Genomic DNA, 21434 nt, shown 5'->3' on the forward strand with positions numbered 1-21434 from the left:
GTCATATACGCAGACGCGCCGCGTTTCCAGACGCCCTGCAAATAGCGAAAGGCGCGCGAGGTCCCCCCCGCGCGCCTTTGTCTCAAATCTTGGTCAGCTTACCGAGGCTCGGTCCGCAGACCCTTCCAGATCGCCCAACACATCACCAGCAGAACCAGCGTGAAGGGCAAACCGGTCGAGATGACCATCGCCTGTAGCGCGCTCAGACCGCCGCCGATCAACAGCACGATCGCGACCGCGCCCTCGAAAGTGGCCCAGAACACACGCTGCGGAACCGGTGCGTCGACCTTGCCGCCTGCGGTGATCGTATCGATCACGAGCGAGCCGGAGTCCGACGAGGTCACGAAGAACACGATGACCAGGACGATCGCGATGACCGAGGTGATCGAGGCCAGCGGCAGCCCCTCCAGCATCGCGAAGAGCGACAGCGGCGGGTTGTAGCTATCGATGACCTGCGCCTTCACCAGCGAGCCGGACGGATCCGAGATCACCTGATCGATCGCAACACCACCGAAGACCGCCATCCACAACACGCAGACGAGCGACGGGATCAGCAGAACGCAGATGATGAACTCGCGCACGGTACGGCCACGCGAAACGCGGGCGATGAACATACCGACGAAGGGCGACCAGGAGATCCACCATGCCCAGTAGAACGCGGTCCAGCCGTCGCGATAGCTGTCATCCGTGCGCCCGATCGGGTTCGACAGCGGGATGATGTCTTTCGCATAGGCCAGAAGACCCTGACCGAAATCGGTGAAGATCATCAGCGTCGGGCCCGCGAAGAGCACGAAGAGCAGCAGCAGCGCCGCGATCCCCATGTTGATCTCGGACAGAAGCTTCACGCCGCCATCGAGGCCACGCAGCACCGAGAACAGCGCAACGCCGGTGATCAGCGTGATCAGGATGACCTGCACCGTCGTGTCGATCGGAACGCCGAACACGTGGTTGAGACCCGCATTCGCCTGCTGCGCGCCGAAGCCGAGCGAGGTCGCAAGGCCGAACAGCGTCGCGAACACCGCGATGATGTCGATGATATGGCCGGTCCAGCCCCAGACCTTCTCGCCGAAGATCGGATAGAAGGCCGAACGGATCGTCAGCGGCAGACCCTTGTTATAGGAGAACAGCGCCAGCGCGAGCGCCACGACCGCATAGATCGCCCAAGGGTGCAGACCCCAGTGATAGATCGTCGCGGCGAGGCCCATTTCCTTGGCCCGTGCGACATTCTCCGGGATCAGGTTGCCATCCGCATCGAAGGGCGAAGGCGTGCCCAGAGGCTGCGAGACCGCCATGTGATAGACCGGCTCAAGCACGCCGAAGAACATCAGGCCGATACCCATACCGGCCGCGAAGAGCATCGCGAACCACCCCATATAGGTGAAGTCCGGCTCCGCATCCGTGCCACCCAGACGCACTGCGCCATAGGGCGAGACGATCAGGGCAAGGCAGAAGATGACGAAGATGTTCGCGGCGCTCATGAAGAACCAGTCGAAGGTCGAGGTCAGCCACGGGCGCATCGCGCCAAACAGCGAACTCGCCTGCTCAGGCAGAGCCAGCGCATAGAAGACGAAGGCCACGATGGACAACGCCGAGATCATGAAAACAGGGTTGTGAATGTCGAAACCGAAGGGCCCTACCTGCCCTTCGAGGTTGTCTTGACCGATCTCATAGTCGGTCTCGATCAGTTGTGTGTCCCCTTCGGGGGCAGGGATGCCCTGAACTTCTTCAGGTTCGGCCATATGCCGTCCTCCTGTCCTTATTGGTTATATTGGTCCGCGTTATCCGCGTACGAGAAACACCGACGCATCGCTGTGCGCGGCGAGGTGGCCGCCATGCGAGGCGAAGAGATAGTTGGCCGCGTTGGGCACATGCGTGGCCATCACCACCAGATCAGCGCCGAGATCATCAGCCGTCTTCAGCAGCGTCTTGTCGAGATCAACGGCCGGGTCGGGCACGATGACTGCCTTCGACGACCCCTTATGCCCAAACTCGTTGGCATGGCTCTGCGCGAAATCGTCCAGTTTCGCGGCATATTCCTTGGCATTGTGGCCGAATTCGCTCGGCTCTTGGCTAGTGACACCTATGAAAACAACTTCTGCGTCGTGTTTCGCTGCGATTTCCGAAGCGACTTTCAACGTCTTGCCCATCTTCTCGACATGACGCAGGTCGACCGGAACCATGATTTTTTCAAACATATCGATCCGTCCCTCAGTCTTGAAGCGCGGCACCCTATTGCAGGATGCAACGATATCCAACCAACCCAGTGTGTCACATTCGGTTCCGGATTTCGTGAAGAAAAATTAAAGAAATGACATGCCCGCCTAGGGGCCTGCGACGCGCGGTCACATCCGCGCCGGACTCTGTCCGGCGCGGCCGTATCACCTCCAGTTGGCTCAGGAAGGGTAGAGCGATGCGTTTTCACGGCTCACTTGGAACAAGACTTGGCGCGATGATTGCCGTGTTCGCGGTCGTGGCAGGTACGGCCCTGCCCGCGCACGCGGCGCTCACCTCCGCGGAACATAGGGCGGTGCTCGCGGCGCTGGATGACGAGTATCACGCGCAGGCCACCTATCGGGCGATCATGGAGAGGTTTGGCGCCGTGCGCCCCTTCTCGAATATCGAGCGGGCCGAGATTTCGCATGCTGCGGCGCTGATCGGAGTGCTGCGCCAGAACGGGCTATCCGTCCCCGCGAACCCCTATCTGAGTGGGGCGAAGCCTCTGGCCCCGGTGCCGGGCACATTGGCCGAGGCTTGTGCGCTTGGCGTGCAGGCGGAGATGGCCAATTCCGGGCTCTATGACGGGCGGCTCCTGCCGGCGGTCACCGGGAATGCGCAGCTTACCCAGATCCTGACGCGCCTGCGCGATGCCTCTCAGACCAAACACCTGCCTGCCTTTCAGCGCTGCGGCGGCGGTGGGCAGATGCAGGGGCGCGGCATGGGCGGCCAAGGGCGCGGCTATGGCGGCGGCAGAGGCCCCGCCTGGAACTGAAGCGCCCTGCCCCCGAAGACGCACCCCACGAATGCAAAACGCCCCGGCCTTTCGGTCGGGGCGTTTCGGTATTCAGACGAACCGGTCGGCTCAGCCGCGCTCTTCGACGATTTCGACGAGGTGCGGGATCTTCGCGACCATACCGCGGACGGCCGGGGTATCTTCCAGCTCACGGGTACGGTTCATCTTGTCCAGACCCAGACCTTTCAGCGTGGCACGCTGGATGGCGGGGCGACGGATCGGCGAACCGATCTGCTTGACGACGATGGTAGCCATTGATCGCTCTCCTTACGCTTCCGTGGCTTCGGCAGGTGCCTCAGCCTCGGGCTTCTTGAGGATGTCGGCCACTTTCTTGCCGCGGCGCGCAGCCACCTGACGGGGGCTTGCTTCGCGGGTCAGACCGTTCAGCGTGGCACGGATCATGTTGTAGGGGTTCTGGGTGCCGGTCGATTTCGACACGACGTCCTTCACGCCCAGCATCTCGAACACGGCACGCATCGGACCACCGGCGATGATCCCGGTACCTTCCGGTGCGGTGCGCATCACGACCTTACCAGCGCCGTGACGGCCCTCGATGTCATGGTGCAGCGTGCGGCCATCGCGCAGCGGGACGCGGATCAGGTTGCGCTTCGCTTGCTCGGTGGCTTTGCGGATCGCTTCCGGAACCTCTTTGGCCTTGCCTTTGCCGAAGCCGACACGGCCACGCTGGTCGCCGACGACCACGAGGGCTGCGAAGCCAAAGCGCTTACCACCCTTCACGGTTTTCGACACGCGGTTGATCGCGACGAGGCGATCGGCGAATTCCGGGTTTTCGTCGCGGTCGTCGCGGCGGCCCCGGCGGTTGTCACGTTCTGCCATGAGGCATTCCTTCTCGTGATGGCGTGGTTTCACGCCGTTTGTCTCAATCCAGGTGCCTCACCCCGAAGGGCGCGGCCCGGATCATCGGGGGGACGCGAACGTCCCCCACCAGTCTTAGAACTTCAGACCGCCTTCGCGGGCTGCGTCGGCGAGCGCCTTGATCTTCCCGTGGAACAGGAAGCCACCGCGGTCGAAGTAGCAGGTTTCGACACCGGCTTTCTTCGCACGCTCGGCGATCGCGGCGCCAACTTTGGCTGCCGCTTCGACGTTGTTCTTGCCGACCACACCGAGATCCTTCTCGAGCGTGGAAGCGGCGGCCAGAGTGCGACCGTTCACGTCGTCGATCAGCTGAACGCTGATGTTTTTCGACGAACGATGCACCGAAAGACGGGCGCGACCAGCGGCCATCTTGCGAAGCTTGTTCCGGACGCGCAGGCGGCGCTTGAGGAACAGATCCCGTTTGCTGTTTGCCATTTTCGCGTTCCTTACTTCTTCTTACCTTCTTTGCGGAAGATATACTCACCCTTGTAGCGGATGCCCTTGCCCTTATAGGGCTCGGGAGCACGCCATTCGCGGATATTTGCCGCGACCTGGCCCACCTGCTGCTGGTCAGAACCTTCCACAACGATCTCGGTCTGCTTCGGAGCGGTGACAGTCACGCCCTCCGGAACCTCGAAGTTGACTTCGTGCGAATAACCGAGCGACAGCTTCAGGACGTTGCCCTGCATCTGCGCACGATAACCAACACCCTGGATCTCCAGCTCCTTCTTGAAGCCTTCGGTCACGCCCTGGACGAGGTTCGCGACCTGCGAGCGGGTCATACCCCACTGCTGGCGCGCGCGCTTCGACTGGCCACGCGGGGTGACGGTGACGGCGTTGTCCTCGACAGCGAGGGTCACGTCGTCGGTCGCGGTGAAGGTACGGGTGCCTTTCGGCCCCTTCACTTCGATGGTCTGGCCCGACAGCTGCGCAGAAACGCCGCTGGGAAGCTCGACCGGTTTCTTACCAATACGAGACATTGAGCCCTCCTTAGAACACGGTGCAGAGCACTTCGCCGCCAACATTGGCGGATCGTGCGTTTGCATCCGACATCACGCCCTTCGAGGTCGAGACGATCGAGACGCCGAGGCCCTGACGGACCGACGGTACGTCTTTCGCGGCCATGTACACGCGGCGACCGGGGGTCGAGACGCGCTGCAGCTCGCGGATGACCGGGGTGCCCTCGTAGTACTTGAGGCTGATTTCCAGCTCCGGATGGCCGGCAGCAGACGTCGCCTGCTCGTAACCACGGATGTAGCCTTCGTCAGCCAGCACGTCGAGAACCCAAGCGCGGAGCTTGGAGGCCGGGGTGCGGACGGTGGATTTGCCACGCAGTTGTGCGTTGCGGATGCGGGTCAGCATATCGCCGAGAGGATCGTTCACAGACATGTCGCCCTCCTTACCAGCTCGACTTCACCATGCCGGGGATCTGACCGTAGGAGGCCAGGTCACGCAGCATGATCCGCGAGAGTTTGAGCTTACGGTAGTAAGCGTGGGGACGACCCGTGAGCTGGCAACGATTGTGCAGCCGGACCGCCGACGAGTTGCGCGGGAGTTCCGCGAGTTTCAGCGACGCCTTGAAGCGCTCTTCCATCGGGCGCTCCTGGTCGTTGATGATTTCCTTGAGCGCGGCCCGCTTGTCAGCGTACTTGTTCACAAGACGCTGGCGCTTCGCTTCGCGCGCAACCATGGATTTCTTAGCCATAAGTTTCGTTCCTCCGCGATCAGGCGTTGAAGGGCATGTTGAAATGCTTCAACAGCGCCTTCGCTTCGGCATCCACGTCAGACGTGGTCACCATGATGATGTCCATACCCAGAACCTCATCGACCTTATCGAAGTCGATCTCGGGGAACACGATGTGCTCCTTGAGGCCCATTGCGAAGTTGCCACGACCGTCGAAGGACGGCTTCACACCGCGGAAGTCGCGAACGCGCGGCATAGCAACGTTGATCAGGCGATCGAGGAATTCGTACATCCGGTCACCGCGCAGGGTCACTTTCGTACCCAGCGGCATCTCTTCCCGGACGCGGAAGCCAGCGATCGACTTCTTCGCCTTGGTCATCACGGCCTTCTGACCAGCGATGAGCGAGAGCTCTTCGGCGGCCTGCTTGACCTTCTTGGTGTCTTTCACGGCTTCGCCGACGCCCATGTTCAGCACGATCTTGTCGAGCTTCGGGATCATCATGTCGTTCTTGTAGCCGAACTCTTCTTTCAGCGCCGCCTTGATGGTGTCGCGGTAAAGAGCGCGAAGACGCGGAGTGTAGGTTGCTTGATCGAGCATCAGATCGCATCCCCCGTGGTCTTGGCGAAACGCACCTTCTTGCCGTCTTCCTCGCGGAAGCCGACGCGGGTGGCTTTGCCGTTTGCGTCCATCAGAGCCAGGTTCGACAGGTCGATCGGCATAGCCTTGGGCTGGCGACCGCCTTGGTTGGACTGGGTCTGACGCTGGTGGCGGATCGCAACGTTCACGCCGTCGACGACAGCTTTGCCGGCTTTCGGGTCAACAGAGGTGATCTCACCCTGCTTGCCCTTGTCCTTGCCAGCGAGAACGACGACCTTATCGCCTTTGCGGAGCTTAGCAGCCATTACAGCACCTCCGGAGCAAGCGAGATGATCTTCATGAAGTTCTTCGCACGCAGCTCACGCACGACCGGCCCGAAGATACGGGTGCCGACCGGCTCGCCCGCGTTGTTCAGGATGACGGCGGCGTTGCGGTCGAAACGGATGGCGGTGCCATCGTCGCGACGAACTTCTTTGGCGGTGCGCACGACGACGGCCTTACGGACGTCACCTTTCTTCACGCGGCCGCGCGGGATCGCTTCCTTGACCGACACCACAATGATGTCGCCCACGGATGCGTAACGGCGGTGCGAGCCGCCGAGGACCTTGATGCACTGAACCCGGCGAGCGCCGGAGTTGTCAGCAACATCCAGATTGGTCTGCATCTGGATCATGGGGTTACTCCCGACCTTTGGGGACGCCTATGCAGTAAGGGCCCCAGGGTTTCGAATACTGACGGATGGCCCCGGCTTACGCCGAAACCACAACCCGCCAGCGCTTGGTCTTCGAGACGGGTGCGCACTCTTCGATGCGAACAATGTCACCGGTCTTGAACTGGTTTTCCGCGTCATGGGCGCGGTATTTCTTGGATTTCCGGATCGTTTTCTTGAGAACCGGATGCGTGAAGCGGCGCTCGACCGAAACGGTTACGGTCTGGTCGTTTTTGTCCGACGTCACGGTACCTTGCAGGATGCGTTTGGGCATAGGAAGCTCTCCTTACTTCGCGGCTTCAGCGGCTTTTTGGTTCAGCACGGTTTTGATACGTGCAACGTCCCGACGAACGGTGCGCATGCGCGCGGTGTTCTCGAGCTGGTTCGTGGCCTGCTGAAAGCGGAGGTTGAAGGCTTCTTTCTTCAGCGAGACGAGCTGGTCACGCAGCTCATCAGGCGTCTTCGCCTTGAGTTCTTGGGCGTTCATCCCGGGTCCTTTCTTGGCATCAGAGGGCCCCTCGCGGGTGACCCTGCTTTCTGATGGGTTATGTCGGTCCTGATTTCAGGAACTTGGGGCCAATATCAGAGCGAATCGAATATGGCAAGGATTGTTTGGCCTTCGGGCCGCTTTGGCGTAACAGGGGGATAAATCCACGCCCAGTTGCGAGAGCCCTTATGTCCGAGCCCAAGACCCAGATCGAGTCCCTCTTCGTCACCCGCCTCTACCGCGCCTCTCTATCCGCATTCGGCCCCAAGGTCGATACGGGCGAACTGGAAGCCTCGTGCTATGCCATCGCCGAGGATGACGAGGCCGGTCAGGACTGGTGCGAGGAGAACGGCTATCCGGGCTACACCTCCTACGCCTCGCTCACCGACCTGCCCTGGCGCTTCCCGATCTTCGCGGACATGGTGAAGGCGCTCGACAAGCATGTCGCGGCCTTCGCCGAAGATCTGCAATTCGATCTGGGCGAGGGCAAGCTGGTGCTCGAAGACCTCTGGATCAACATCCTGCCCGAAGGCGGCACCCACAGCTCGCACCTGCACCCCCATTCGGTGATCTCGGGCACGACCTATGTCGCGATGCCCGACGGCGCCTCCGCGCTCAAGCTGGAAGACCCGCGCAGCGCCCGGATGATGGCGGCCCCTACCCGCCTCAAGACCGCCCGGCGCGAGCTGCAGCCCTTCATCTACATTGCCCCCGAACCGGGCGAGGTGCTGCTCTGGGAAAGCTGGCTGCGCCACGAGGTGCCGATGAACATGGCCGAGGACGAGCGCATCTCGGTGAGCTTCAATTACAAATGGGTGGATTGAGCCCGGCGCTTTGATCGCAATCATAGCCAAACCGCGTCTCTCCTGATTTTCTTGCTGCGCAACCAGACAACGGGAGCGCAGCATGAAAACACTCGTCGCCTATGCCTCCAGCGAGGGGCAAACTCGCAAGATCGCGCGGCACGTCGCCGACCGCATCGCCGATTTGGGCCACGCCGCCGAACTGATTTCCACTGATGAGGCCGAAGGGATGAACCTCGACCGGTTCGACCGGATCATCCTCGCGGCCTCCATCCATGTCGGACATTATCAGGGCCGCTTCGCCGATTTCGTCGCAGAGCAACGCGACATCATCCGGAACCGCCCGAGCCTCTTTCTCTCCGTGTCCCTGGCCGCCGCGGGCCACGACGCGGAGGATTGGCGCGCCCTCGACAAGATCCTCAAGGACTTCGAAGAGGCGACTGGCTGGACGCCGGATCTGACCGAGCAGATCGCGGGCGCCTACCTGCCGTCGAAATACGATATCTTCCGGCGGTTCGTAATGCGCCGGATCGTGGCGAAGAAGGATCCCGATGCCGATCTCGACGCCGATATCGAATATACCGACTGGGAAGCACTCGATGCGCTGATCGACGGCTGGATTTCCGACGGCGCCTGATCATACCGCCAACAACGCAAAAGCCCCGCCATCTCTGGCGGGGCTTTCGTTTGTCTTCAGCAGTCAGACCGGGATTACCAGTCCTGACGCTCGACGATACGGCAGGCGACCGGAAGCTTGGCCGCGCCGAGGCGCAGAGCCTCGCGAGCGGTCTCTTCGTTGACGCCGTCGATCTCGAACATCACGCGGCCGGGCTTGACCTTGGCGGCCCAACGGTCGACCGAACCCTTACCTTTACCCATACGGACTTCGGTAGGTTTCGCGGTGATCGGGGTATCCGGGAAGATCCGGATCCAGACACGACCTTGACGCTTCATGTGGCGGGTGATCGCACGACGCGCAGCTTCGATCTGACGGGCGGTGACGCGCTCGGGCGCCTCTGCCTTGAGGCCGAAGTGACCGAAGTTCAGGTCGAAACCACCTTTGGCTTCACCGTGAATCCGGCCTTTGTGCATCTTGCGGAACTTCGTCCGTTTCGGTTGCAGCATAACTATCTACTCCCTCAGCGATCGCGACGCGGGCCGCGCGGTGCCGGGCCCTCTTGGGCTTCAGCGTGCTTGCGGTCACGAGCTTGCGGATCATGTTCCATGATCTCGCCTTTGAAGATCCAGACCTTCACGCCGATGATCCCGTAGGGGGTCGACGCTTCGGACAGCGCATAGTCGATATCGGCACGCAGGGTGTGCAGCGGAACGCGACCTTCGCGATACCACTCGGTACGTGCGATCTCGGCGCCGCCCAGACGGCCAGCGACGTTCACACGGATACCAAGACCACCCATACGCATCGCGTTCTGCACCGAGCGCTTCATGGCGCGACGGAACGAGACACGACGCTCGAGCTGCTGTGCGATCGACTCGGCGACGAGCTGCGCATCGAGTTCCGGCTTGCGGACTTCGACGATGTTCAGGTGCAGCTCGCTGTCGGTGAAGTTCGCCAGCTTCTTGCGGAGCGCTTCGATGTCAGCGCCCTTCTTGCCGATGATGACGCCCGGACGTGCAGCGTGAATGGTCACACGGCACTTCTTGTGCGGACGCTCGATGATGACACGGCTGATGCCGGCCTGCTTGGCTTCCTCGTGGATGAACTCGCGGATCTTGATGTCCTCGAGCAGCAGGTCGCCATAGTCTTTGCTGTCGGCATACCAGCGGCTATCCCAGGTGCGGTTGACCTGGAGGCGCATGCCGATCGGATTAACCTTCTGACCCATTACGCTTGCTCCTCAACCTGACGCACCTTGATGGTGATTTCCGAGAACGGCTTCATGATCTTGCCGAAGCGACCACGTGCCCGCGGACGGCCACGCTTCATCACCAGGTTCTTGCCAACCCAGGCTTCCGCCACGACGAGCTCGTCCACGTCCAGGCCGTGGTTGTTCTCAGCGTTGGCGATTGCCGACTGAAGGCACTTCTTCACGTCGAGCGCGATGCGCTTCTTCGAGAAGGTCAGGTCCGAAAGGGCCTTGTCGACCTTCTTGCCACGGATCATCGCGGCGACGAGGTTCAGTTTCTGCGGCGAGGTGCGAAGCATGCGGGTCTTCGCCATCGCTTCGTTCTCCGCCACGCGGCGCGGATTCTTTTCCTTACCCATGACGATTACTTCCTCTTGGCTTTTTTGTCGGCCGCATGCCCGTAATAGGTGCGGGTCGGCGAATATTCACCGAACTTCTGACCGATCATTTCCTCGGTGACGTTCACCGGGATGTGCTTGTGGCCGTTGTAGACCCCAAAGGTCAGACCAACGAATTGCGGCAGGATGGTGGAGCGACGCGACCAGATCTTGATGACGTCGCCTTTGCCCGACTCGCGAGCCTTCTCTGCTTTTTTCAGCAGGTAGGCATCAACGAAGGGGCCTTTCCAAACAGAACGAGACATATGTTAGCGACCCTTCTTCTTCGCGTGACGCGAACGCAGGATATACTGGTCCGTCTTCTTGTTGACGCGCGTGCGCTTGCCCTTGGTGGGCTTGCCCCACGGCGTAACCGGATGACGGCCACCCGAGGTACGGCCTTCACCACCACCGTGCGGGTGGTCGATCGGGTTCATCGCGACACCGCGGACGGTCGGACGGACGCCCATGTGGCGCTTACGACCGGCTTTACCGAGGTTCTGGTTCGAGTGGTCGGCGTTCGACACGGCACCGATGGTCGCCATGCATTCCTGACGCACGAGGCGCAGTTCGCCCGACGAAAGACGCAGCTGAGCGTAGCCACCGTCACGGCCGACGAATTGGGCGTAGGTGCCCGCGGCGCGTGCGATCTGGCCACCCTTGCCGGGCTTCAGTTCGACGTTGTGGACGATGGTACCGATCGGCATGCCCGAGAACGGCATCGCGTTGCCCGGCTTGACGTCGTGACGCGAGCCCGAAACGACCTTGTCACCGACAGCGAGACGCTGGGGTGCGAGGATGTAGGCCTGCTCACCATCTTCATAGTTGATCAGCGCGATGAAGGCGGTCCGGTTCGGATCGTATTCGATCCGCTCGACGGTGCCTTGAACATCGAACTTGCGACGCTTGAAATCGACGATGCGATAGAGACGCTTCGCGCCACCACCCTTGTGCCACATCGTGATCCGCCCGGTGTTGTTCCGGCCACCCGACTTGGTCAAACCCTGCGTGAGGGCTTTGACCGGACGGCCTTTCCAAAGCTCCGAACGGTCGATCAGAACCAGCCCACGCTGGCCCGGCGTCGTCGGCTTATACGACTTGAGTGCCATGCTTTCTGTCTTCCGTTGGTTTGCGGCGAGTTGCCCCGCCTGTCTGTGTGTATAGGGCCCCGAAGGTCCCCGAATTCAAAAATCACGGGCCCCGGAACGAATCCGAGGCCGCGAGACTGGCGCGATGTAGCAGGGATGCGGGGGTGAGTCTATAGGCTTGGCCTGTTTTTGCGCGCGATGGTTCAAGCAACTGGCGCTTCGTCGCCCGGGCGGGCAAAATGGCTCTCGAGGCAGAAGACATAACAGGAGCAACCAATGCGTCCAACCCGAGCAATCCTCCTCGCAGCCCCGCTCTGCGCGGCAGCCACCCTCGCCACCCCCACCCTCGCCGACGCATGGCGCGGCACCTATGAGGTCGCCGGGGTAAAAGGCGAGGACATGCTGAAACTGCGCGCAGGCCCCGGCACCGGCTACAAGGTGATCCTGGGCCTTCCCAACGGCGCGATCGTCCATGTGCGCAGCTGCGAGCGCAGCGGCAATACCCGCTGGTGCAACGTCTCGCTCGACGTCGCCCGCAACCTGCGCGGCTACGTCTCGGAAAGCTACCTGCGCGAGAAATGAGGCGCTGGCGCTGCCCGGGCGCCCCTTGAGAGGCAAGCGCCCCTTCCCCCACCACCGCAAACGAAAAGGCCCCCGCGGATCGCGAGGGCCTTTCCAATGTCTCAGTCCTACCGGATTACAGGCCGGTGGTGACGTCGATCGTGTTGCCTTCTTCCAGCGTCACGTAGGCTTTCTTGAAGTCCGAGCGACGGCCGGGGGTGCCCCGGAAGCGCTTGGTCTTGCCTTTGGTGATGGTGGTGTTGACCGCCTTCACCTTGACGCCGAAGAGAGTCTCAACAGCTTCTTTGATCTGCGGCTTCGAAGCGTCTTTCGCGACTTCGAAAACAACAGCGCCGTTCTCCGAGGCCATGGTGGCCTTCTCGGTGATGATCGGCTTGACGATCACGTCGTAATGTTCGGGTTTCGCGCTCATTTCAGACGAGCCTCCAGAGCTTCGACACCCGCCTTCGTGAGCACGAGCGTGTCACGCTTGAGGATGTCATACACGTTGGCGCCCATCGAAGGCAGCACATCGATGCCGTCGATGTTGCGCGCGGCTTGGGCGAAGTTCTCGTTCACCTCGGCCCCGTCGATCACCAGCACCTTCTTCCAGCCCAGCTCCTTGGCGGCTTTCGCCAGCAGCTTGGTCTTGGCTTCGGCGAGCTGCGCGTCCTCAAGGACGATCAGTTTGCCAGCAGCGGCTTTCGACGACAGCGCGTGCTTCAGACCCAGAGCCCGGAACTTCTTGGGCAGGTCATGAGCGTGGCTGCGCGGGGTCGGGCCCTTGTAGACACCACCCTTGCGGAAGATCGGCGCCTTGCGGGAGCCGTGACGTGCGCCACCGGTGCCCTTCTGACGATAGATCTTCTTGGTCGAGTAGCTGACCTCCGAGCGGGTGAGAACCGAGTGGGTGCCCTGCTGAGCCTTCGCGCGCTGCCAGCGCACGACGCGATGCAGGATGTCCGCACGCGGCTCGAGCCCGAAGATCTCGTCGGCGAGGTCGATCGAACCGGCCTTGCCGGCGTCGAGCTTGATCACATCGAGTTTCATTGCTTGTCTCCTTCGGGCGCTTCGCCGCCGTCTTCGCCTTTGTCGGCTTCGATCGACTCTTCAGCTTCCTTCAGCGCAGCAGCTTCCTGAGCGGCCTGCTCCTCGGCGAGACGCTGAGCTTCGGCTTCAGCCTCGGCAGCAGCAGCGGCAGCGGCTTCTTCAGCAGCTTTCGCAGCGGCTTCGGCAGCCGACTTCAGCGCGGCGGGGTAGATGATGTTCTCGGAGAGCGGCTTCTTGACCGCATCCTTGACCGTCACCCAGCCACCTTTGGCGCCCGGCACCGAACCCTTGACCATGATCAGGCCACGGTCGGCATCGGTCTTGACGACCTGAAGGTTCTGGGTCGTGACGCGCACGGCACCGAGGTGACCTGCCATCTTCTTGCCCTTGAACACTTTGCCCGGGTCCTGACACTGACCGGTCGAACCGTGCGAGCGGTGCGAGATCGACACGCCGTGCGTGGCGCGCAGACCGCCGAAGTTGTGACGCTTCATAGCACCGGCAAAACCCTTACCGATCGAGGTGCCCGCGATATCCACGAACTGACCTTCGAAATAGTGGTTCGCGGTGATTTCCTCGCCCACTTCGATCAGGTTTTCTTCAGCGACGCGGAATTCCGCGACTTTGCGCTTCGGGGCGACATTGGCTTTCGCGAAGTGACCACGCAGAGCGGCGGTCGTACGCTTGGCCTTGGCTTCACCAGCGCCGAGCTGAACGGCCGTGTAGCCGTCGAGTTCGGAAGTGCGCTGAGCCACCACCTGAAGCTTGTCGAGTTGGAGAACGGTCACAGGAACCTGCTTGCCGTCCTCAAGGAAGAGCCGGGTCATGCCCAGCTTCTTGGCGATAACACCAGTCCGCAGCATAATGCCCTCCTTACACCTTGATCTCGACGTCGACGCCCGCTGCGAGGTCGAGCTTCATCAGCGCGTCCACGGTCTGGGGGGTCGGATCGACGATGTCGAGAAGACGCTTGTGCGTCCGGATTTCCCACTGGTCGCGCGACTTCTTGTCGATGTGCGGACCACGCAGAACCGTGAATTTCTCGATCTTGTTCGGGAGCGGGATGGGCCCGCGAACCTGAGCACCCGTGCGCTTCGCGGTGTTCACGATTTCCTGGGTGCTGGCGTCCAGCACGCGGTAATCGAACGCCTTGAGCCGGATGCGGATATTTTGGCCGGTCATATGTCATGCCTCTTCGCATGGCGTGAAGGTTGAGAGGCAGACGGCACCGAATGTAGCGCCTGCATCGAACCTGAAAATCTTGGCAGATCAGGCGCGTCCTCTATGGCGTCACCCTGAGTCTGTCAAGAGCGAATGGCGCGCCTTTCGGCGCACCATTCAAATTCTTTCCAACTGTCGTTTTCGGGGCCCCGGAGAGGGCCCCGAAACCATCGATTACGCGATGATTTTCGACACGACGCCGGCGCCGACGGTGCGGCCACCTTCGCGGATTGCGAAGCGCAGACCGTCTTCCATCGCGATCGGGGCGATCAGTTCGACTTCGAACTTCAGGTTGTCGCCCGGCATCACCATCTCGGTGCCCTCGGGCAGCGTCACGGTGCCGGTCACGTCCGTCGTGCGGAAGTAGAACTGCGGACGGTAGTTCGCGAAGAACGGGGTGTGACGGCCACCTTCCTCTTTGGTGAGAATGTAGGCTTCTGCCTCGAACTTCGTGTGCGGCTTCACCGAACCCGGCTTACACAGAACCTGACCACGCTCGACGCCGTCACGGTCCACACCGCGCAGCAGCGCGCCGATGTTGTCGCCAGCTTCACCACGGTCCAGCAGCTTGCGGAACATCTCGACGCCCGTGCAGGTCGTCTTCGTGGTGTCGCGGATACCCACGATTTCCAGTTCGTCGCCGACGTTGATCACGCCACGCTCGACGCGGCCGGTCACAACCGTACCGCGGCCCGAGATCGAGAACACGTCTTCGATCGGCATCAGGAAGGGCTGGTCCACGGCGCGCTCCGGCGTCGGGATGTAGCTGTCGACAGCTTCCATCAGCGCGCGGATCGAGTTCTCGCCGATTTCCGGGTCGCGGCCTTCCATCGCGGCCAGAGCCGAACCCTTGACGATCGGGATATCGTCGCCGGGGAAGTCGTAGGACGACAGAAGTTCGCGAACTTCCATTTCCACGAGCTCGAGCAGCTCCTCGTCGTCGACCTGGTCAACCTTGTTCAGGTACACGACCATCGCCGGGATGCCGACCTGACGGCCGAGCAGGATGTGCTCGCGGGTCTGCGGCATCGGGCCGTCAGCTGCGTTCACAACCAGGATCGCGCCGTCCATCTGCGCGGCACCCGTGATCATGTTCTTCACGTAGTCGGCGTGGCCGGGGCAGTCGACGTGCGCGTAGTGACGCGACTCGGTCTCGTATTCCACGTGTGCGGTCGAGATCGTGATGCCGCGGGCTTTCTCTTCCGGCGCGCCGTCGATCTGGTCATACGCGCGGAAATCACCGAAATACTTCGTGATCGCAGCCGTCAGCGTCGTCTTGCCGTGGTCAACGTGGCCAATCGTGCCGATGTTGACGTGCGGTTTGTTACGTTCAAACTTTTCCTTTGCCATGATGGCCTCCTGTCAGTGCGTTGGATTGGAAAGGCGCCGGGTTGCCCCGGCGCACGTCCCTTACGCGTATTTCTTCTGGATCTCGTCCGAGATGTTCTGCGGCACGGCTTCGTAATGGCTGAAGAGCATCGTGAAGACCGCACGGCCCGAGGACATCGAACGCAGGTTGTTGATGTAGCCGAACATGTTGGCGAGCGGCACGAAGGCGTTCACGACGACCGCGTTGCCGCGGGTGTCCTGACCTTGCACCTGGCCCCGACGCGAGGTCAGGTCGCCAATGATGCCACCGGTGTATTCTTCCGGGGTCACCACTTCGACTTTCATCATCGGCTCGAGCAGCTTCGCGCCAGCCTTGCGCAGACCTTCACGCATCGCGGCACGCGAAGCGATTTCGAAGGCGAGCACCGAGGAGTCGACGTCGTGGAAAGCACCGTCAACCAGCGCAACCTTGAAGTCGATCACCGGGAAGCCTGCCAGCGGACCGGAGTCCATGACCGACTTGATGCCCTTTTCGACGCCCGGGATGTATTCCTTCGGAACGGCACCACCAACGATGCGGCTCTCGAACGAATAACCTTCGCCCGGCTCGGTCGGCGTGATCTCGAGCTTGACGCGCGCGAACTGACCGGTACCGCCGGTCTGCTTCTTGTGCGTGTAGTCGATCTCGGTCGCGTGGCTGATCGTCTCGCGATAGGCCACCTGCGGCGCACCGATATTCGCCTCAACCTTGAACTCGCGCTTCATGCGGTCGACCAGGATATCGAGGTGAAGTTCGCCCATGCCCTTCATGATGGTCTGACCCGACTCGAGGTCGGTCTCGACGCGGAAGGACGGGTCTTCGGCTGCCAGGCGCTGAAGGGCGAGGCCCATCTTTTCCTGGTCGGCTTTCGACTTCGGCTCCACGGCGATCTCGATCACCGGATCGGGGAAGGTCATGGTTTCGAGAACGACTTGGTTGTTCGGGTCGCACAGCGTGTCACCGGTGGTGGTCTCTTTCAGACCGGCCAGCGCGATGATGTCGCCCGCATATGCTTCTTCGATCTCGGTCCGGTTGTTCGAGTGCATCATCATCATACGACCGATGCGCTCTTTACGACCTTTGGTCGCGTTCAGGATCGAGTCGCCCTTCTTCATCGTGCCCGAGTAGAGGCGCGTGAAGGTGAGCGAGCCCACGAAGGGGTCGTTCATGATCTTGAACGCGAGACCCGAGAGCGGCTCTTCGTCATCGGCGTGACGCGCGATGTTCCGGGTTTCCGTCTCGTCGTCCGGCGAGAAGCCCATGTAGGCGGGCACGTCGAGCGGCGAGGGCAGGAAGTCGACCACAGCGTTGAGCAGCGGCTGGACACCCTTGTTCTTGAAGGCCGAACCACCCAGAACCGGAACGAAGGACAGCGACAGCGTGCCCTTACGGATCAGGCTGCGCAGCGTTGCGATATCGGGCTCTTCGCCTTCGAGATAGGCCATCATCGCGTCGTCGTCTTGCTCGACGGCGTTCTCGATGAGGTGCGAACGCCATTCGTCCGCAGTCGCCTTCAGATCGTCACGGATCGGCTGACGAACCCAGGCAGCGCCCAGATCTTCGCCTTTCCAGACCCACTCTTCCATGGTGACCAGGTCGACGATGCCTTCGAGTTGATCTTCGGCACCGATCGGGAAGTTCACCGGAACCGGGGTCGCACCGGTGCGGTCTTTGATCATCTTCACGCAGTTGAAGAAGTCCGCGCCGATCTTGTCCATCTTGTTGACGAAGACGAGGCGCGGAACCTTGTAGCGGTCAGCCTGACGCCACACGGTCTCGGTCTGCGGCTCAACACCGGCGTTCCCGTCGAGCAGCGCAACAGCGCCGTCGAGCACGGCTAGCGAACGCTCCACCTCGATGGTGAAGTCGACGTGGCCGGGGGTGTCGATGATGTTCATACGGAACTTGGTATCATCCGTACCTTCGGCGGTCGGATCTTCCTGCCACTGCCAGAAAGTCGTCGTTGCTGCCGAGGTGATGGTGATGCCGCGCTCGGCCTCTTGCTCCATCCAGTCCATGGTAGCAGCACCGTCGTGCACTTCGCCGATCTTGTGCGACTTGCCGGTGTAGAACAGGATGCGCTCGGTCGTCGTGGTTTTACCAGCGTCGATATGCGCCATGATCCCGAAGTTGCGATAACGCTTTAGGGGATATTCGCGAGCCATTGTGGCGTCCTTCCGTAATTACCAGCGATAGTGGCTGAACGCTTTGTTCGCGTCGGCCATCTTGTGGGTGTCTTCGCGCTTCTTGACCGCGGAACCACGCGAGTTCACCGCATCCAGAAGCTCGCCAGCGAGGCGCTCTTCCATGGTGTTCTCGTTGCGGGACTTGGCGGCAGCGATGAGCCAGCGGATAGCCAGCGCTTCGCGGCGGGTCGGGCGCACTTCGACCGGAACCTGGTAGGTGGCACCACCCACACGACGCGAACGCACTTCGACCGAAGGCTTCACGTTGTCGAGGGCTTCGTGGAACACCTCGATGGGCTCACGCTTGAGCTTGCCCTCAACGCGGTTGAGCGCGTTGTAGACGATTTTCTCGGCGGCGGACTTCTTGCCGTCGATCATCAGGTTGTTCATGAATTTGGTCAGCACGCGATCGCCATATTTGGCGTCGGGCAGGACTTCGCGCTTTTCAGCGGCGTGACGACGAGACATCTCGAGATCTCCTTACTTCGGACGCTTCGCGCCGTATTTCGAACGGCGTTGACGACGGTCTTTGACACCTTGCGTATCGAGCACACCGCGCAGGATGTGGTAACGAACGCCCGGAAGGTCTTTCACACGGCCGCCACGGATGAGCACAACGGAGTGCTCCTGGAGGTTGTGCTTTTCGCCCGGGATGTAGGAAATGACCTCGAAGCCATTCGTCAGGCGCACCTTGGCGACCTTACGCATAGCGGAGTTCGGTTTCTTCGGCGTCGTCGTGTAGACGCGCGTGCAAACGCCACGCTTTTGCGGGCACTCTTGGAGGTGTTGCGACTTAGAGCGCTTCACCTTGGGCTGCCGCGGTTTGCGGATCAGCTGTTGGATCGTCGGCATTCGGTTCCCCGTTCTGCTGTCAATACTCGCCCCGTTTCCGGAGGCGCCACTTCTCGACGCGTTTCCGCGCGGATTCGCGAAAACGCCAAATCGCATTCCTCCCCGGCCCGAGGACCGCGGCGAATGCGTTGAATTCCAGAGGATCGGGGCGAAGGCCCGGATCATGACCACTAGAAATCGGCGACCCTTCGGGCAGACTTCGCCCGTCAGGTAGCGCGGCGTATAGGGGGAGTCGTTTGGGTTGTCAACTCTCGCGGCGGGTCCGCGCGAGGAGCTGCGCGCCCCACCCCGCAAACAGGATCCCCCAGAGCAGCCAGGCCACCGTAAGGCTCACCAATCCGGCGAAATAGGTATCCGACAGGAAGTGCCGCCCGGTGCCGACTCGCTGCACGATGATGAAGACCGCGACGAAGACGCCGACGGCCCGCAGATAGAGCAATCCCCAGCGCGGCAGGCGCAGCCGCGACAGCTCCGCGCCGAGCCAGATCAGCAGCCCCAGCGCCACCGCCGCCGCCACCTCGCCCGACACGAACGAGCAGTTCCGCGAGCATTGATCGGTGAAAGTCCCCGCGAGGCTGAAATGATGCGCGCCGCCGAAGAGATCGACATCCGCCGGGCGCGCGCGTCCCGAATTGGCCTTGAGGACCCCGTTCACCACCACGATCGGGCCGAGCAGGTAGAGCAGGCAGATGAATGCCCAGATCCGCGCGGGCAGGCGCAGCACCGTGCGATGACGCAGCCCCGCCCAGGGCCAGGCCACGAGCGAGACGAGGAACAGCACGATCGAGACATCCCAGATCCGTTGGCGCAGCCATTCCCAGAGCGGATTGGTGATCACCGAGAACCCCTCCCCTGCCCGGTAGAACAGCCCGGCGACGCCGAGGTCGAGCTCCGGCACGAAGCGGAACAGCAGGAAGCCCCCGATCCACGCCGCCAGCAACAAGCGGCCCGCGAAGATCATGTCAATTTTCGGAACGGACACAGCGCGCCTCCACCAGATAAGCTGCATAGCCTTTGCCCGCCCAGGTTCCCGTCGCGTCGAGTTGCGCCTCTGGAGCGACCGGACCGCTGCCGCAATCGGGCGCGCTATTGGCGATCACCAGCAAACGACCATTATAGTCCTGTGGCAAGGGCCACATCTGCTCGTAATAGCTGTCGGCGCGGACGACAGGCTGCGGTGCGTAGACGGTCACGCCTGCATCCTGTCCGGTATAGAACAGATCGGCGAGGATCGCGCGATTGCCCGTGTAGACCGGCACGTCGGCCTCTTTCGCGAGCGTCAGGATCTGGCGGCTCAGATCGGCCTGCCCCAGCCACCGCTTCAGAAGCGGCGCGCCATCCTTCTGCGGATAGGGCGCGAGGACCGTCAGCAGCGGGATCGACAGCGCGATCAGCCCGTTGATCACGATCGCGATCCAGCGCCAGATGCCACGCAGCACCATCACAGCCAGAACGGTCCCGGCGAAATAGGCGGCGACCGCCCAATTGGCATAGGCCCGGTCGAGCAGCGCCTCGATCGTCACCGCGACCAGCGGCGGCACCGAGAGCATCGCCAGCCCGCGCTTGTCCGGGTCTCCCAAGCCCGCGTAACCGATCAGCAGCGCCACCATGGTCACCGGCCCGAAGACCGCGAATTGCGAGGCGACGAACTCGGACATCGAGCCGAAATTCAGCGCGGCCCCTTCGCGGACCCAACCGACATTGTCCATCGTATGCGAGACGGTCGTCAGCCCGTTATTCAGGTTCCAGACCACGTTTGGCGCGATCACCAGCCCGAAAGCCAGCGTCGCGATCACCATATTACGCCAGCCGATCCGCCAAGCAGGCGCGACAAGGGCTGCCAGCGCCAGACCGGGGATCAGGTAGATCGCGGCGTATTTCGCCATGAAGGCCAGCCCCGCCGCCACGCCCGCAGCGAGCGCGTCCGACCAGCGGCGGCTCTCGCCGGTGCGATGCAGGAACAGAAGGCTCAGCGCGTAGAACGGCGCCATCACCGTGTCGGTCGAGATCAGCACCGAGCCGACCGCGACGAAGGGCAGCGTGACATAGATCGCCGCCGACCAGATCGCGACCGAACGGCCCGCGATCCGCGCGCCCAAGGCGCCAAGCACCAGCGCCGTAATACCATGCAACACAGCGCCCGGCATCCGCACCCAAGACGGCGCGTCCGAACCCGCCAGATCGGTCACCGCCCGGAGCAGCCAGCCGATCAGCGGCGGTTTCGAGTAGTAACCGAAATCGAGATGCTGGCCCCAGAGCCAGTATTGCGCCTCGTCGACGAAGAGATCGGTCTTGTTGAACGCCAGAAGTACCAGCCGCAGCGCGGTGACTGCGGCGACGACGATCAGGGCCGGGACGAGCCAGCCGTCCCGATCGCCCCTGCGTTCAAGCTTCGCGTTTACGCTTGGCATGGATCAGCCACAGATTGCGCCCGTAGATGAACACGCCGAGCGACTGGCCGAGAACGAAGACCGGATCTTTGCGATAGAGCGCATAGGTCAGCAGCATCACGCCGCCGGCGAGCGAGAAATACCAGAATGCGACCGGCACCACGGATTCGCCTTTGCGCTCGGACGCGATCCACTGGACGAGAAACCGCCCCGTGAACATGAGCTGCGCGAGCAGGCCGAAGAGGACCCACCACAGCTCGAGAACGCTATCCGCGTGAAGCACATCCATCAGCCAGTCCATAGGC

The 21434-nt window shown here is 62.0% G+C and carries 33 protein-coding genes; 4 read left to right on the forward strand and 29 right to left on the reverse strand.

Annotated elements, in window-relative coordinates:
- Positions 1–98: 98 nt before the first annotated feature.
- Positions 99–1739 (reverse strand): BCCT family transporter, encoded by a 1641-nt coding sequence (locus tag BMI85_RS08540; RefSeq protein WP_078521273.1) that lies wholly within the window; start codon positions 1737–1739, stop codon positions 99–101.
- A gap of 39 nt (positions 1740–1778) precedes the next feature.
- Positions 1779–2195 (reverse strand): universal stress protein, encoded by a 417-nt coding sequence (locus tag BMI85_RS08545; protein WP_078521656.1) that lies wholly within the window; start codon positions 2193–2195, stop codon positions 1779–1781.
- 254 nt (positions 2196–2449) lie between these two features.
- On the opposite strand from BMI85_RS08545, the gene BMI85_RS08550 reads away from it, so the two are divergent.
- Positions 2450–2989, forward strand: a complete 540-nt coding sequence (locus tag BMI85_RS08550) for a hypothetical protein (protein ID WP_078600738.1) — start codon at positions 2450–2452, stop codon at positions 2987–2989.
- A gap of 90 nt (positions 2990–3079) precedes the next feature.
- Here the strand turns inward: BMI85_RS08550 and rpmD are convergent, their stop codons facing one another.
- The 11 genes from rpmD to rpmC form a co-directional block, all read right to left on the reverse strand.
- Positions 3080–3265 (reverse strand): 50S ribosomal protein L30, encoded by a 186-nt coding sequence (gene rpmD / locus BMI85_RS08555; protein WP_075773858.1) that lies wholly within the window; start codon positions 3263–3265, stop codon positions 3080–3082.
- 12 nt (positions 3266–3277) lie between these two features.
- Positions 3278–3847: a 30S ribosomal protein S5 gene (rpsE, locus tag BMI85_RS08560; protein WP_075773857.1), complete on the reverse strand. Its 570-nt coding sequence runs from the start codon at positions 3845–3847 to the stop codon at positions 3278–3280.
- A 114-nt stretch (positions 3848–3961) separates the two neighbouring features.
- Positions 3962–4321: a 50S ribosomal protein L18 gene (gene rplR, locus BMI85_RS08565; protein ID WP_075773856.1), complete on the reverse strand. Its 360-nt coding sequence runs from the start codon at positions 4319–4321 to the stop codon at positions 3962–3964.
- An 11-nt stretch (positions 4322–4332) separates the two neighbouring features.
- The gene (gene rplF / locus BMI85_RS08570; protein ID WP_078521275.1) at positions 4333–4866 is read right to left on the reverse strand and encodes a 50S ribosomal protein L6; all 534 of its coding nucleotides are present in this window, start codon (positions 4864–4866) and stop codon (positions 4333–4335) included.
- Positions 4867–4876: 10 nt separating this feature from the next.
- The gene (rpsH, locus tag BMI85_RS08575; protein WP_152845393.1) at positions 4877–5275 is read right to left on the reverse strand and encodes a 30S ribosomal protein S8; all 399 of its coding nucleotides are present in this window, start codon (positions 5273–5275) and stop codon (positions 4877–4879) included.
- Positions 5276–5285: 10 nt separating this feature from the next.
- Positions 5286–5591 (reverse strand): 30S ribosomal protein S14, encoded by a 306-nt coding sequence (gene rpsN, locus BMI85_RS08580; RefSeq protein ID WP_075773854.1) that lies wholly within the window; start codon positions 5589–5591, stop codon positions 5286–5288.
- A gap of 19 nt (positions 5592–5610) precedes the next feature.
- Positions 5611–6168, reverse strand: coding sequence for a 50S ribosomal protein L5 (gene rplE, locus BMI85_RS08585; protein ID WP_078549282.1), 558 nt, complete (start codon positions 6166–6168; stop codon positions 5611–5613).
- Positions 6168–6473 (reverse strand): 50S ribosomal protein L24, encoded by a 306-nt coding sequence (gene rplX, locus BMI85_RS08590; protein WP_078521279.1) that lies wholly within the window; start codon positions 6471–6473, stop codon positions 6168–6170. Before rplX ends, rplE begins: the two co-directional genes overlap by 1 nt.
- Positions 6473–6841, reverse strand: a complete 369-nt coding sequence (rplN, locus tag BMI85_RS08595; protein ID WP_075773851.1) for a 50S ribosomal protein L14 — start codon at positions 6839–6841, stop codon at positions 6473–6475. The genes rplX and rplN overlap by 1 nt, the downstream gene beginning before the upstream one ends.
- 76 nt (positions 6842–6917) lie before the next feature.
- Positions 6918–7151 (reverse strand): 30S ribosomal protein S17, encoded by a 234-nt coding sequence (gene rpsQ, locus BMI85_RS08600; protein WP_078521280.1) that lies wholly within the window; start codon positions 7149–7151, stop codon positions 6918–6920.
- A gap of 12 nt (positions 7152–7163) precedes the next feature.
- On the reverse strand, positions 7164–7364 hold the full coding sequence (rpmC, locus tag BMI85_RS08605) for a 50S ribosomal protein L29 (protein WP_075773849.1): 201 nt from the start codon (positions 7362–7364) through the stop codon (positions 7164–7166).
- 188 nt (positions 7365–7552) lie between these two features.
- Here rpmC and BMI85_RS08610 point away from each other — a divergent pair, with 188 nt between their 5' ends.
- Both BMI85_RS08610 and BMI85_RS08615 read left to right on the forward strand, forming a co-directional pair.
- Positions 7553–8188 (forward strand): 2OG-Fe(II) oxygenase family protein, encoded by a 636-nt coding sequence (locus tag BMI85_RS08610; protein ID WP_078549284.1) that lies wholly within the window; start codon positions 7553–7555, stop codon positions 8186–8188.
- 82 nt (positions 8189–8270) lie between these two features.
- On the forward strand, positions 8271–8804 hold the full coding sequence (locus tag BMI85_RS08615) for a flavodoxin domain-containing protein (RefSeq protein WP_078600740.1): 534 nt from the start codon (positions 8271–8273) through the stop codon (positions 8802–8804).
- A 74-nt stretch (positions 8805–8878) separates the two neighbouring features.
- Here BMI85_RS08615 and rplP read toward each other — a convergent pair whose 3' ends face one another.
- The 5 genes from rplP to rplB are packed head-to-tail and all read right to left on the reverse strand — an operon-like array spanning position 8879 to position 11521.
- The gene (gene rplP, locus BMI85_RS08620; protein ID WP_078542381.1) at positions 8879–9292 is read right to left on the reverse strand and encodes a 50S ribosomal protein L16; all 414 of its coding nucleotides are present in this window, start codon (positions 9290–9292) and stop codon (positions 8879–8881) included.
- Between the two features lie 14 nt (positions 9293–9306).
- Complete coding sequence (gene rpsC, locus BMI85_RS08625; RefSeq protein WP_078521288.1) at positions 9307–10014, reverse strand: 30S ribosomal protein S3; 708 nt, start codon at positions 10012–10014, stop codon at positions 9307–9309.
- On the reverse strand, positions 10014–10394 hold the full coding sequence (gene rplV / locus BMI85_RS08630) for a 50S ribosomal protein L22 (RefSeq protein ID WP_078521290.1): 381 nt from the start codon (positions 10392–10394) through the stop codon (positions 10014–10016). Before rplV ends, rpsC begins: the two co-directional genes overlap by 1 nt.
- Before the next feature lie 5 nt (positions 10395–10399).
- Positions 10400–10678 (reverse strand): 30S ribosomal protein S19, encoded by a 279-nt coding sequence (rpsS, locus tag BMI85_RS08635; protein ID WP_078521291.1) that lies wholly within the window; start codon positions 10676–10678, stop codon positions 10400–10402.
- 3 nt (positions 10679–10681) lie between these two features.
- A complete protein-coding gene (gene rplB, locus BMI85_RS08640) occupies positions 10682–11521 on the reverse strand; it encodes a 50S ribosomal protein L2 (RefSeq protein WP_078521293.1) in 840 nt (279 codons plus the stop codon).
- Positions 11522–11776: 255 nt separating this feature from the next.
- Between rplB and BMI85_RS08645 the strand changes: the two genes are divergently transcribed.
- Positions 11777–12082 (forward strand): SH3 domain-containing protein, encoded by a 306-nt coding sequence (locus BMI85_RS08645; protein ID WP_078600742.1) that lies wholly within the window; start codon positions 11777–11779, stop codon positions 12080–12082.
- Between the two features lie 115 nt (positions 12083–12197).
- On the opposite strand, the gene BMI85_RS08650 is transcribed toward BMI85_RS08645, so the two are convergent.
- The 11 genes from BMI85_RS08650 to BMI85_RS08700 all read right to left on the reverse strand — a co-directional run bounded on the left by BMI85_RS08650 (position 12198) and on the right by BMI85_RS08700 (position 21430).
- The gene (locus tag BMI85_RS08650) at positions 12198–12494 is read right to left on the reverse strand and encodes a 50S ribosomal protein L23 (RefSeq protein WP_078521296.1); all 297 of its coding nucleotides are present in this window, start codon (positions 12492–12494) and stop codon (positions 12198–12200) included.
- Positions 12491–13111 carry a 50S ribosomal protein L4 gene (gene rplD, locus BMI85_RS08655; protein ID WP_075773839.1) on the reverse strand — a complete coding sequence of 207 codons (621 nt, stop codon included), beginning with the start codon at positions 13109–13111 and terminating at the stop codon, positions 12491–12493. The genes BMI85_RS08650 and rplD overlap by 4 nt, the downstream gene beginning before the upstream one ends.
- A complete protein-coding gene (gene rplC / locus BMI85_RS08660) occupies positions 13108–13974 on the reverse strand; it encodes a 50S ribosomal protein L3 (protein ID WP_078542383.1) in 867 nt (288 codons plus the stop codon). The genes rplD and rplC overlap by 4 nt, the downstream gene beginning before the upstream one ends.
- Positions 13975–13984: 10 nt before the next feature.
- Complete coding sequence (gene rpsJ / locus BMI85_RS08665; RefSeq protein WP_036639457.1) at positions 13985–14293, reverse strand: 30S ribosomal protein S10; 309 nt, start codon at positions 14291–14293, stop codon at positions 13985–13987.
- A 213-nt stretch (positions 14294–14506) separates the two neighbouring features.
- On the reverse strand, positions 14507–15682 hold the full coding sequence (tuf, locus tag BMI85_RS08670) for an elongation factor Tu (RefSeq protein WP_078549290.1): 1176 nt from the start codon (positions 15680–15682) through the stop codon (positions 14507–14509).
- 60 nt (positions 15683–15742) lie between these two features.
- A complete protein-coding gene (gene fusA, locus BMI85_RS08675; protein ID WP_078600745.1) occupies positions 15743–17866 on the reverse strand; it encodes an elongation factor G in 2124 nt (707 codons plus the stop codon).
- 18 nt (positions 17867–17884) lie between these two features.
- Positions 17885–18355 (reverse strand): 30S ribosomal protein S7, encoded by a 471-nt coding sequence (gene rpsG / locus BMI85_RS08680; protein WP_075773836.1) that lies wholly within the window; start codon positions 18353–18355, stop codon positions 17885–17887.
- 12 nt (positions 18356–18367) lie between these two features.
- Positions 18368–18739, reverse strand: a complete 372-nt coding sequence (gene rpsL, locus BMI85_RS08685) for a 30S ribosomal protein S12 (RefSeq protein WP_038074720.1) — start codon at positions 18737–18739, stop codon at positions 18368–18370.
- A 244-nt stretch (positions 18740–18983) separates the two neighbouring features.
- Positions 18984–19721 carry a phosphatase PAP2 family protein gene (locus tag BMI85_RS08690; protein ID WP_168174755.1) on the reverse strand — a complete coding sequence of 246 codons (738 nt, stop codon included), beginning with the start codon at positions 19719–19721 and terminating at the stop codon, positions 18984–18986.
- The gene (locus BMI85_RS08695) at positions 19702–21150 is read right to left on the reverse strand and encodes a glycosyltransferase family 39 protein (protein ID WP_078600749.1); all 1449 of its coding nucleotides are present in this window, start codon (positions 21148–21150) and stop codon (positions 19702–19704) included. Before BMI85_RS08695 ends, BMI85_RS08690 begins: the two co-directional genes overlap by 20 nt.
- Positions 21125–21430, reverse strand: coding sequence for a lipid-A-disaccharide synthase N-terminal domain-containing protein (locus BMI85_RS08700; RefSeq protein WP_078521308.1), 306 nt, complete (start codon positions 21428–21430; stop codon positions 21125–21127). Before BMI85_RS08700 ends, BMI85_RS08695 begins: the two co-directional genes overlap by 26 nt.
- Positions 21431–21434 lie beyond the last annotated feature (4 nt).

Source organism: Thioclava sp. DLFJ4-1 (assembly GCF_002020145.1).
Lineage (GTDB): Bacteria > Pseudomonadota > Alphaproteobacteria > Rhodobacterales > Rhodobacteraceae > Thioclava > Thioclava sediminum.

Excerpts from the sequence above, each read along its gene's own strand:
- BMI85_RS08540 (WP_078521273.1), bottom strand. The coding sequence starts at position 1,739 with ATGGCCGAACCTGAAGAAGTTCAGGGCATCCCTGCCCCCGAAGGGGAC.
- BMI85_RS08545 (WP_078521656.1), bottom strand. The coding sequence starts at position 2,195 with ATGTTTGAAAAAATCATGGTTCCGGTCGACCTGCGTCATGTCGAGAAG.
- BMI85_RS08550 (WP_078600738.1), top strand. The coding sequence starts at position 2,450 with ATGATTGCCGTGTTCGCGGTCGTGGCAGGTACGGCCCTGCCCGCGCAC.
- rpmD (WP_075773858.1), bottom strand. The coding sequence starts at position 3,265 with ATGGCTACCATCGTCGTCAAGCAGATCGGTTCGCCGATCCGTCGCCCC.
- rpsE (WP_075773857.1), bottom strand. The coding sequence starts at position 3,847 with ATGGCAGAACGTGACAACCGCCGGGGCCGCCGCGACGACCGCGACGAA.
- rplR (WP_075773856.1), bottom strand. The coding sequence starts at position 4,321 with ATGGCAAACAGCAAACGGGATCTGTTCCTCAAGCGCCGCCTGCGCGTC.
- rplF (WP_078521275.1), bottom strand. The coding sequence starts at position 4,866 with ATGTCTCGTATTGGTAAGAAACCGGTCGAGCTTCCCAGCGGCGTTTCT.
- rpsH (WP_152845393.1), bottom strand. The coding sequence starts at position 5,275 with ATGTCTGTGAACGATCCTCTCGGCGATATGCTGACCCGCATCCGCAAC.
- rpsN (WP_075773854.1), bottom strand. The coding sequence starts at position 5,591 with ATGGCTAAGAAATCCATGGTTGCGCGCGAAGCGAAGCGCCAGCGTCTT.
- rplE (WP_078549282.1), bottom strand. The coding sequence starts at position 6,168 with ATGCTCGATCAAGCAACCTACACTCCGCGTCTTCGCGCTCTTTACCGC.
- rplX (WP_078521279.1), bottom strand. The coding sequence starts at position 6,473 with ATGGCTGCTAAGCTCCGCAAAGGCGATAAGGTCGTCGTTCTCGCTGGC.
- rplN (WP_075773851.1), bottom strand. The coding sequence starts at position 6,841 with ATGATCCAGATGCAGACCAATCTGGATGTTGCTGACAACTCCGGCGCT.
- rpsQ (WP_078521280.1), bottom strand. The coding sequence starts at position 7,151 with ATGCCCAAACGCATCCTGCAAGGTACCGTGACGTCGGACAAAAACGAC.
- rpmC (WP_075773849.1), bottom strand. The coding sequence starts at position 7,364 with ATGAACGCCCAAGAACTCAAGGCGAAGACGCCTGATGAGCTGCGTGAC.
- BMI85_RS08610 (WP_078549284.1), top strand. The coding sequence starts at position 7,553 with ATGTCCGAGCCCAAGACCCAGATCGAGTCCCTCTTCGTCACCCGCCTC.
- BMI85_RS08615 (WP_078600740.1), top strand. The coding sequence starts at position 8,271 with ATGAAAACACTCGTCGCCTATGCCTCCAGCGAGGGGCAAACTCGCAAG.
- rplP (WP_078542381.1), bottom strand. The coding sequence starts at position 9,292 with ATGCTGCAACCGAAACGGACGAAGTTCCGCAAGATGCACAAAGGCCGG.
- rpsC (WP_078521288.1), bottom strand. The coding sequence starts at position 10,014 with ATGGGTCAGAAGGTTAATCCGATCGGCATGCGCCTCCAGGTCAACCGC.
- rplV (WP_078521290.1), bottom strand. The coding sequence starts at position 10,394 with ATGGGTAAGGAAAAGAATCCGCGCCGCGTGGCGGAGAACGAAGCGATG.
- rpsS (WP_078521291.1), bottom strand. The coding sequence starts at position 10,678 with ATGTCTCGTTCTGTTTGGAAAGGCCCCTTCGTTGATGCCTACCTGCTG.
- rplB (WP_078521293.1), bottom strand. The coding sequence starts at position 11,521 with ATGGCACTCAAGTCGTATAAGCCGACGACGCCGGGCCAGCGTGGGCTG.
- BMI85_RS08645 (WP_078600742.1), top strand. The coding sequence starts at position 11,777 with ATGCGTCCAACCCGAGCAATCCTCCTCGCAGCCCCGCTCTGCGCGGCA.
- BMI85_RS08650 (WP_078521296.1), bottom strand. The coding sequence starts at position 12,494 with ATGAGCGCGAAACCCGAACATTACGACGTGATCGTCAAGCCGATCATC.
- rplD (WP_075773839.1), bottom strand. The coding sequence starts at position 13,111 with ATGAAACTCGATGTGATCAAGCTCGACGCCGGCAAGGCCGGTTCGATC.
- rplC (WP_078542383.1), bottom strand. The coding sequence starts at position 13,974 with ATGCTGCGGACTGGTGTTATCGCCAAGAAGCTGGGCATGACCCGGCTC.
- rpsJ (WP_036639457.1), bottom strand. The coding sequence starts at position 14,293 with ATGACCGGCCAAAATATCCGCATCCGGCTCAAGGCGTTCGATTACCGC.
- tuf (WP_078549290.1), bottom strand. The coding sequence starts at position 15,682 with ATGGCAAAGGAAAAGTTTGAACGTAACAAACCGCACGTCAACATCGGC.
- fusA (WP_078600745.1), bottom strand. The coding sequence starts at position 17,866 with ATGGCTCGCGAATATCCCCTAAAGCGTTATCGCAACTTCGGGATCATG.
- rpsG (WP_075773836.1), bottom strand. The coding sequence starts at position 18,355 with ATGTCTCGTCGTCACGCCGCTGAAAAGCGCGAAGTCCTGCCCGACGCC.
- rpsL (WP_038074720.1), bottom strand. The coding sequence starts at position 18,739 with ATGCCGACGATCCAACAGCTGATCCGCAAACCGCGGCAGCCCAAGGTG.
- BMI85_RS08695 (WP_078600749.1), bottom strand. The coding sequence starts at position 21,150 with ATGCCAAGCGTAAACGCGAAGCTTGAACGCAGGGGCGATCGGGACGGC.
- BMI85_RS08700 (WP_078521308.1), bottom strand. The coding sequence starts at position 21,430 with ATGGACTGGCTGATGGATGTGCTTCACGCGGATAGCGTTCTCGAGCTG.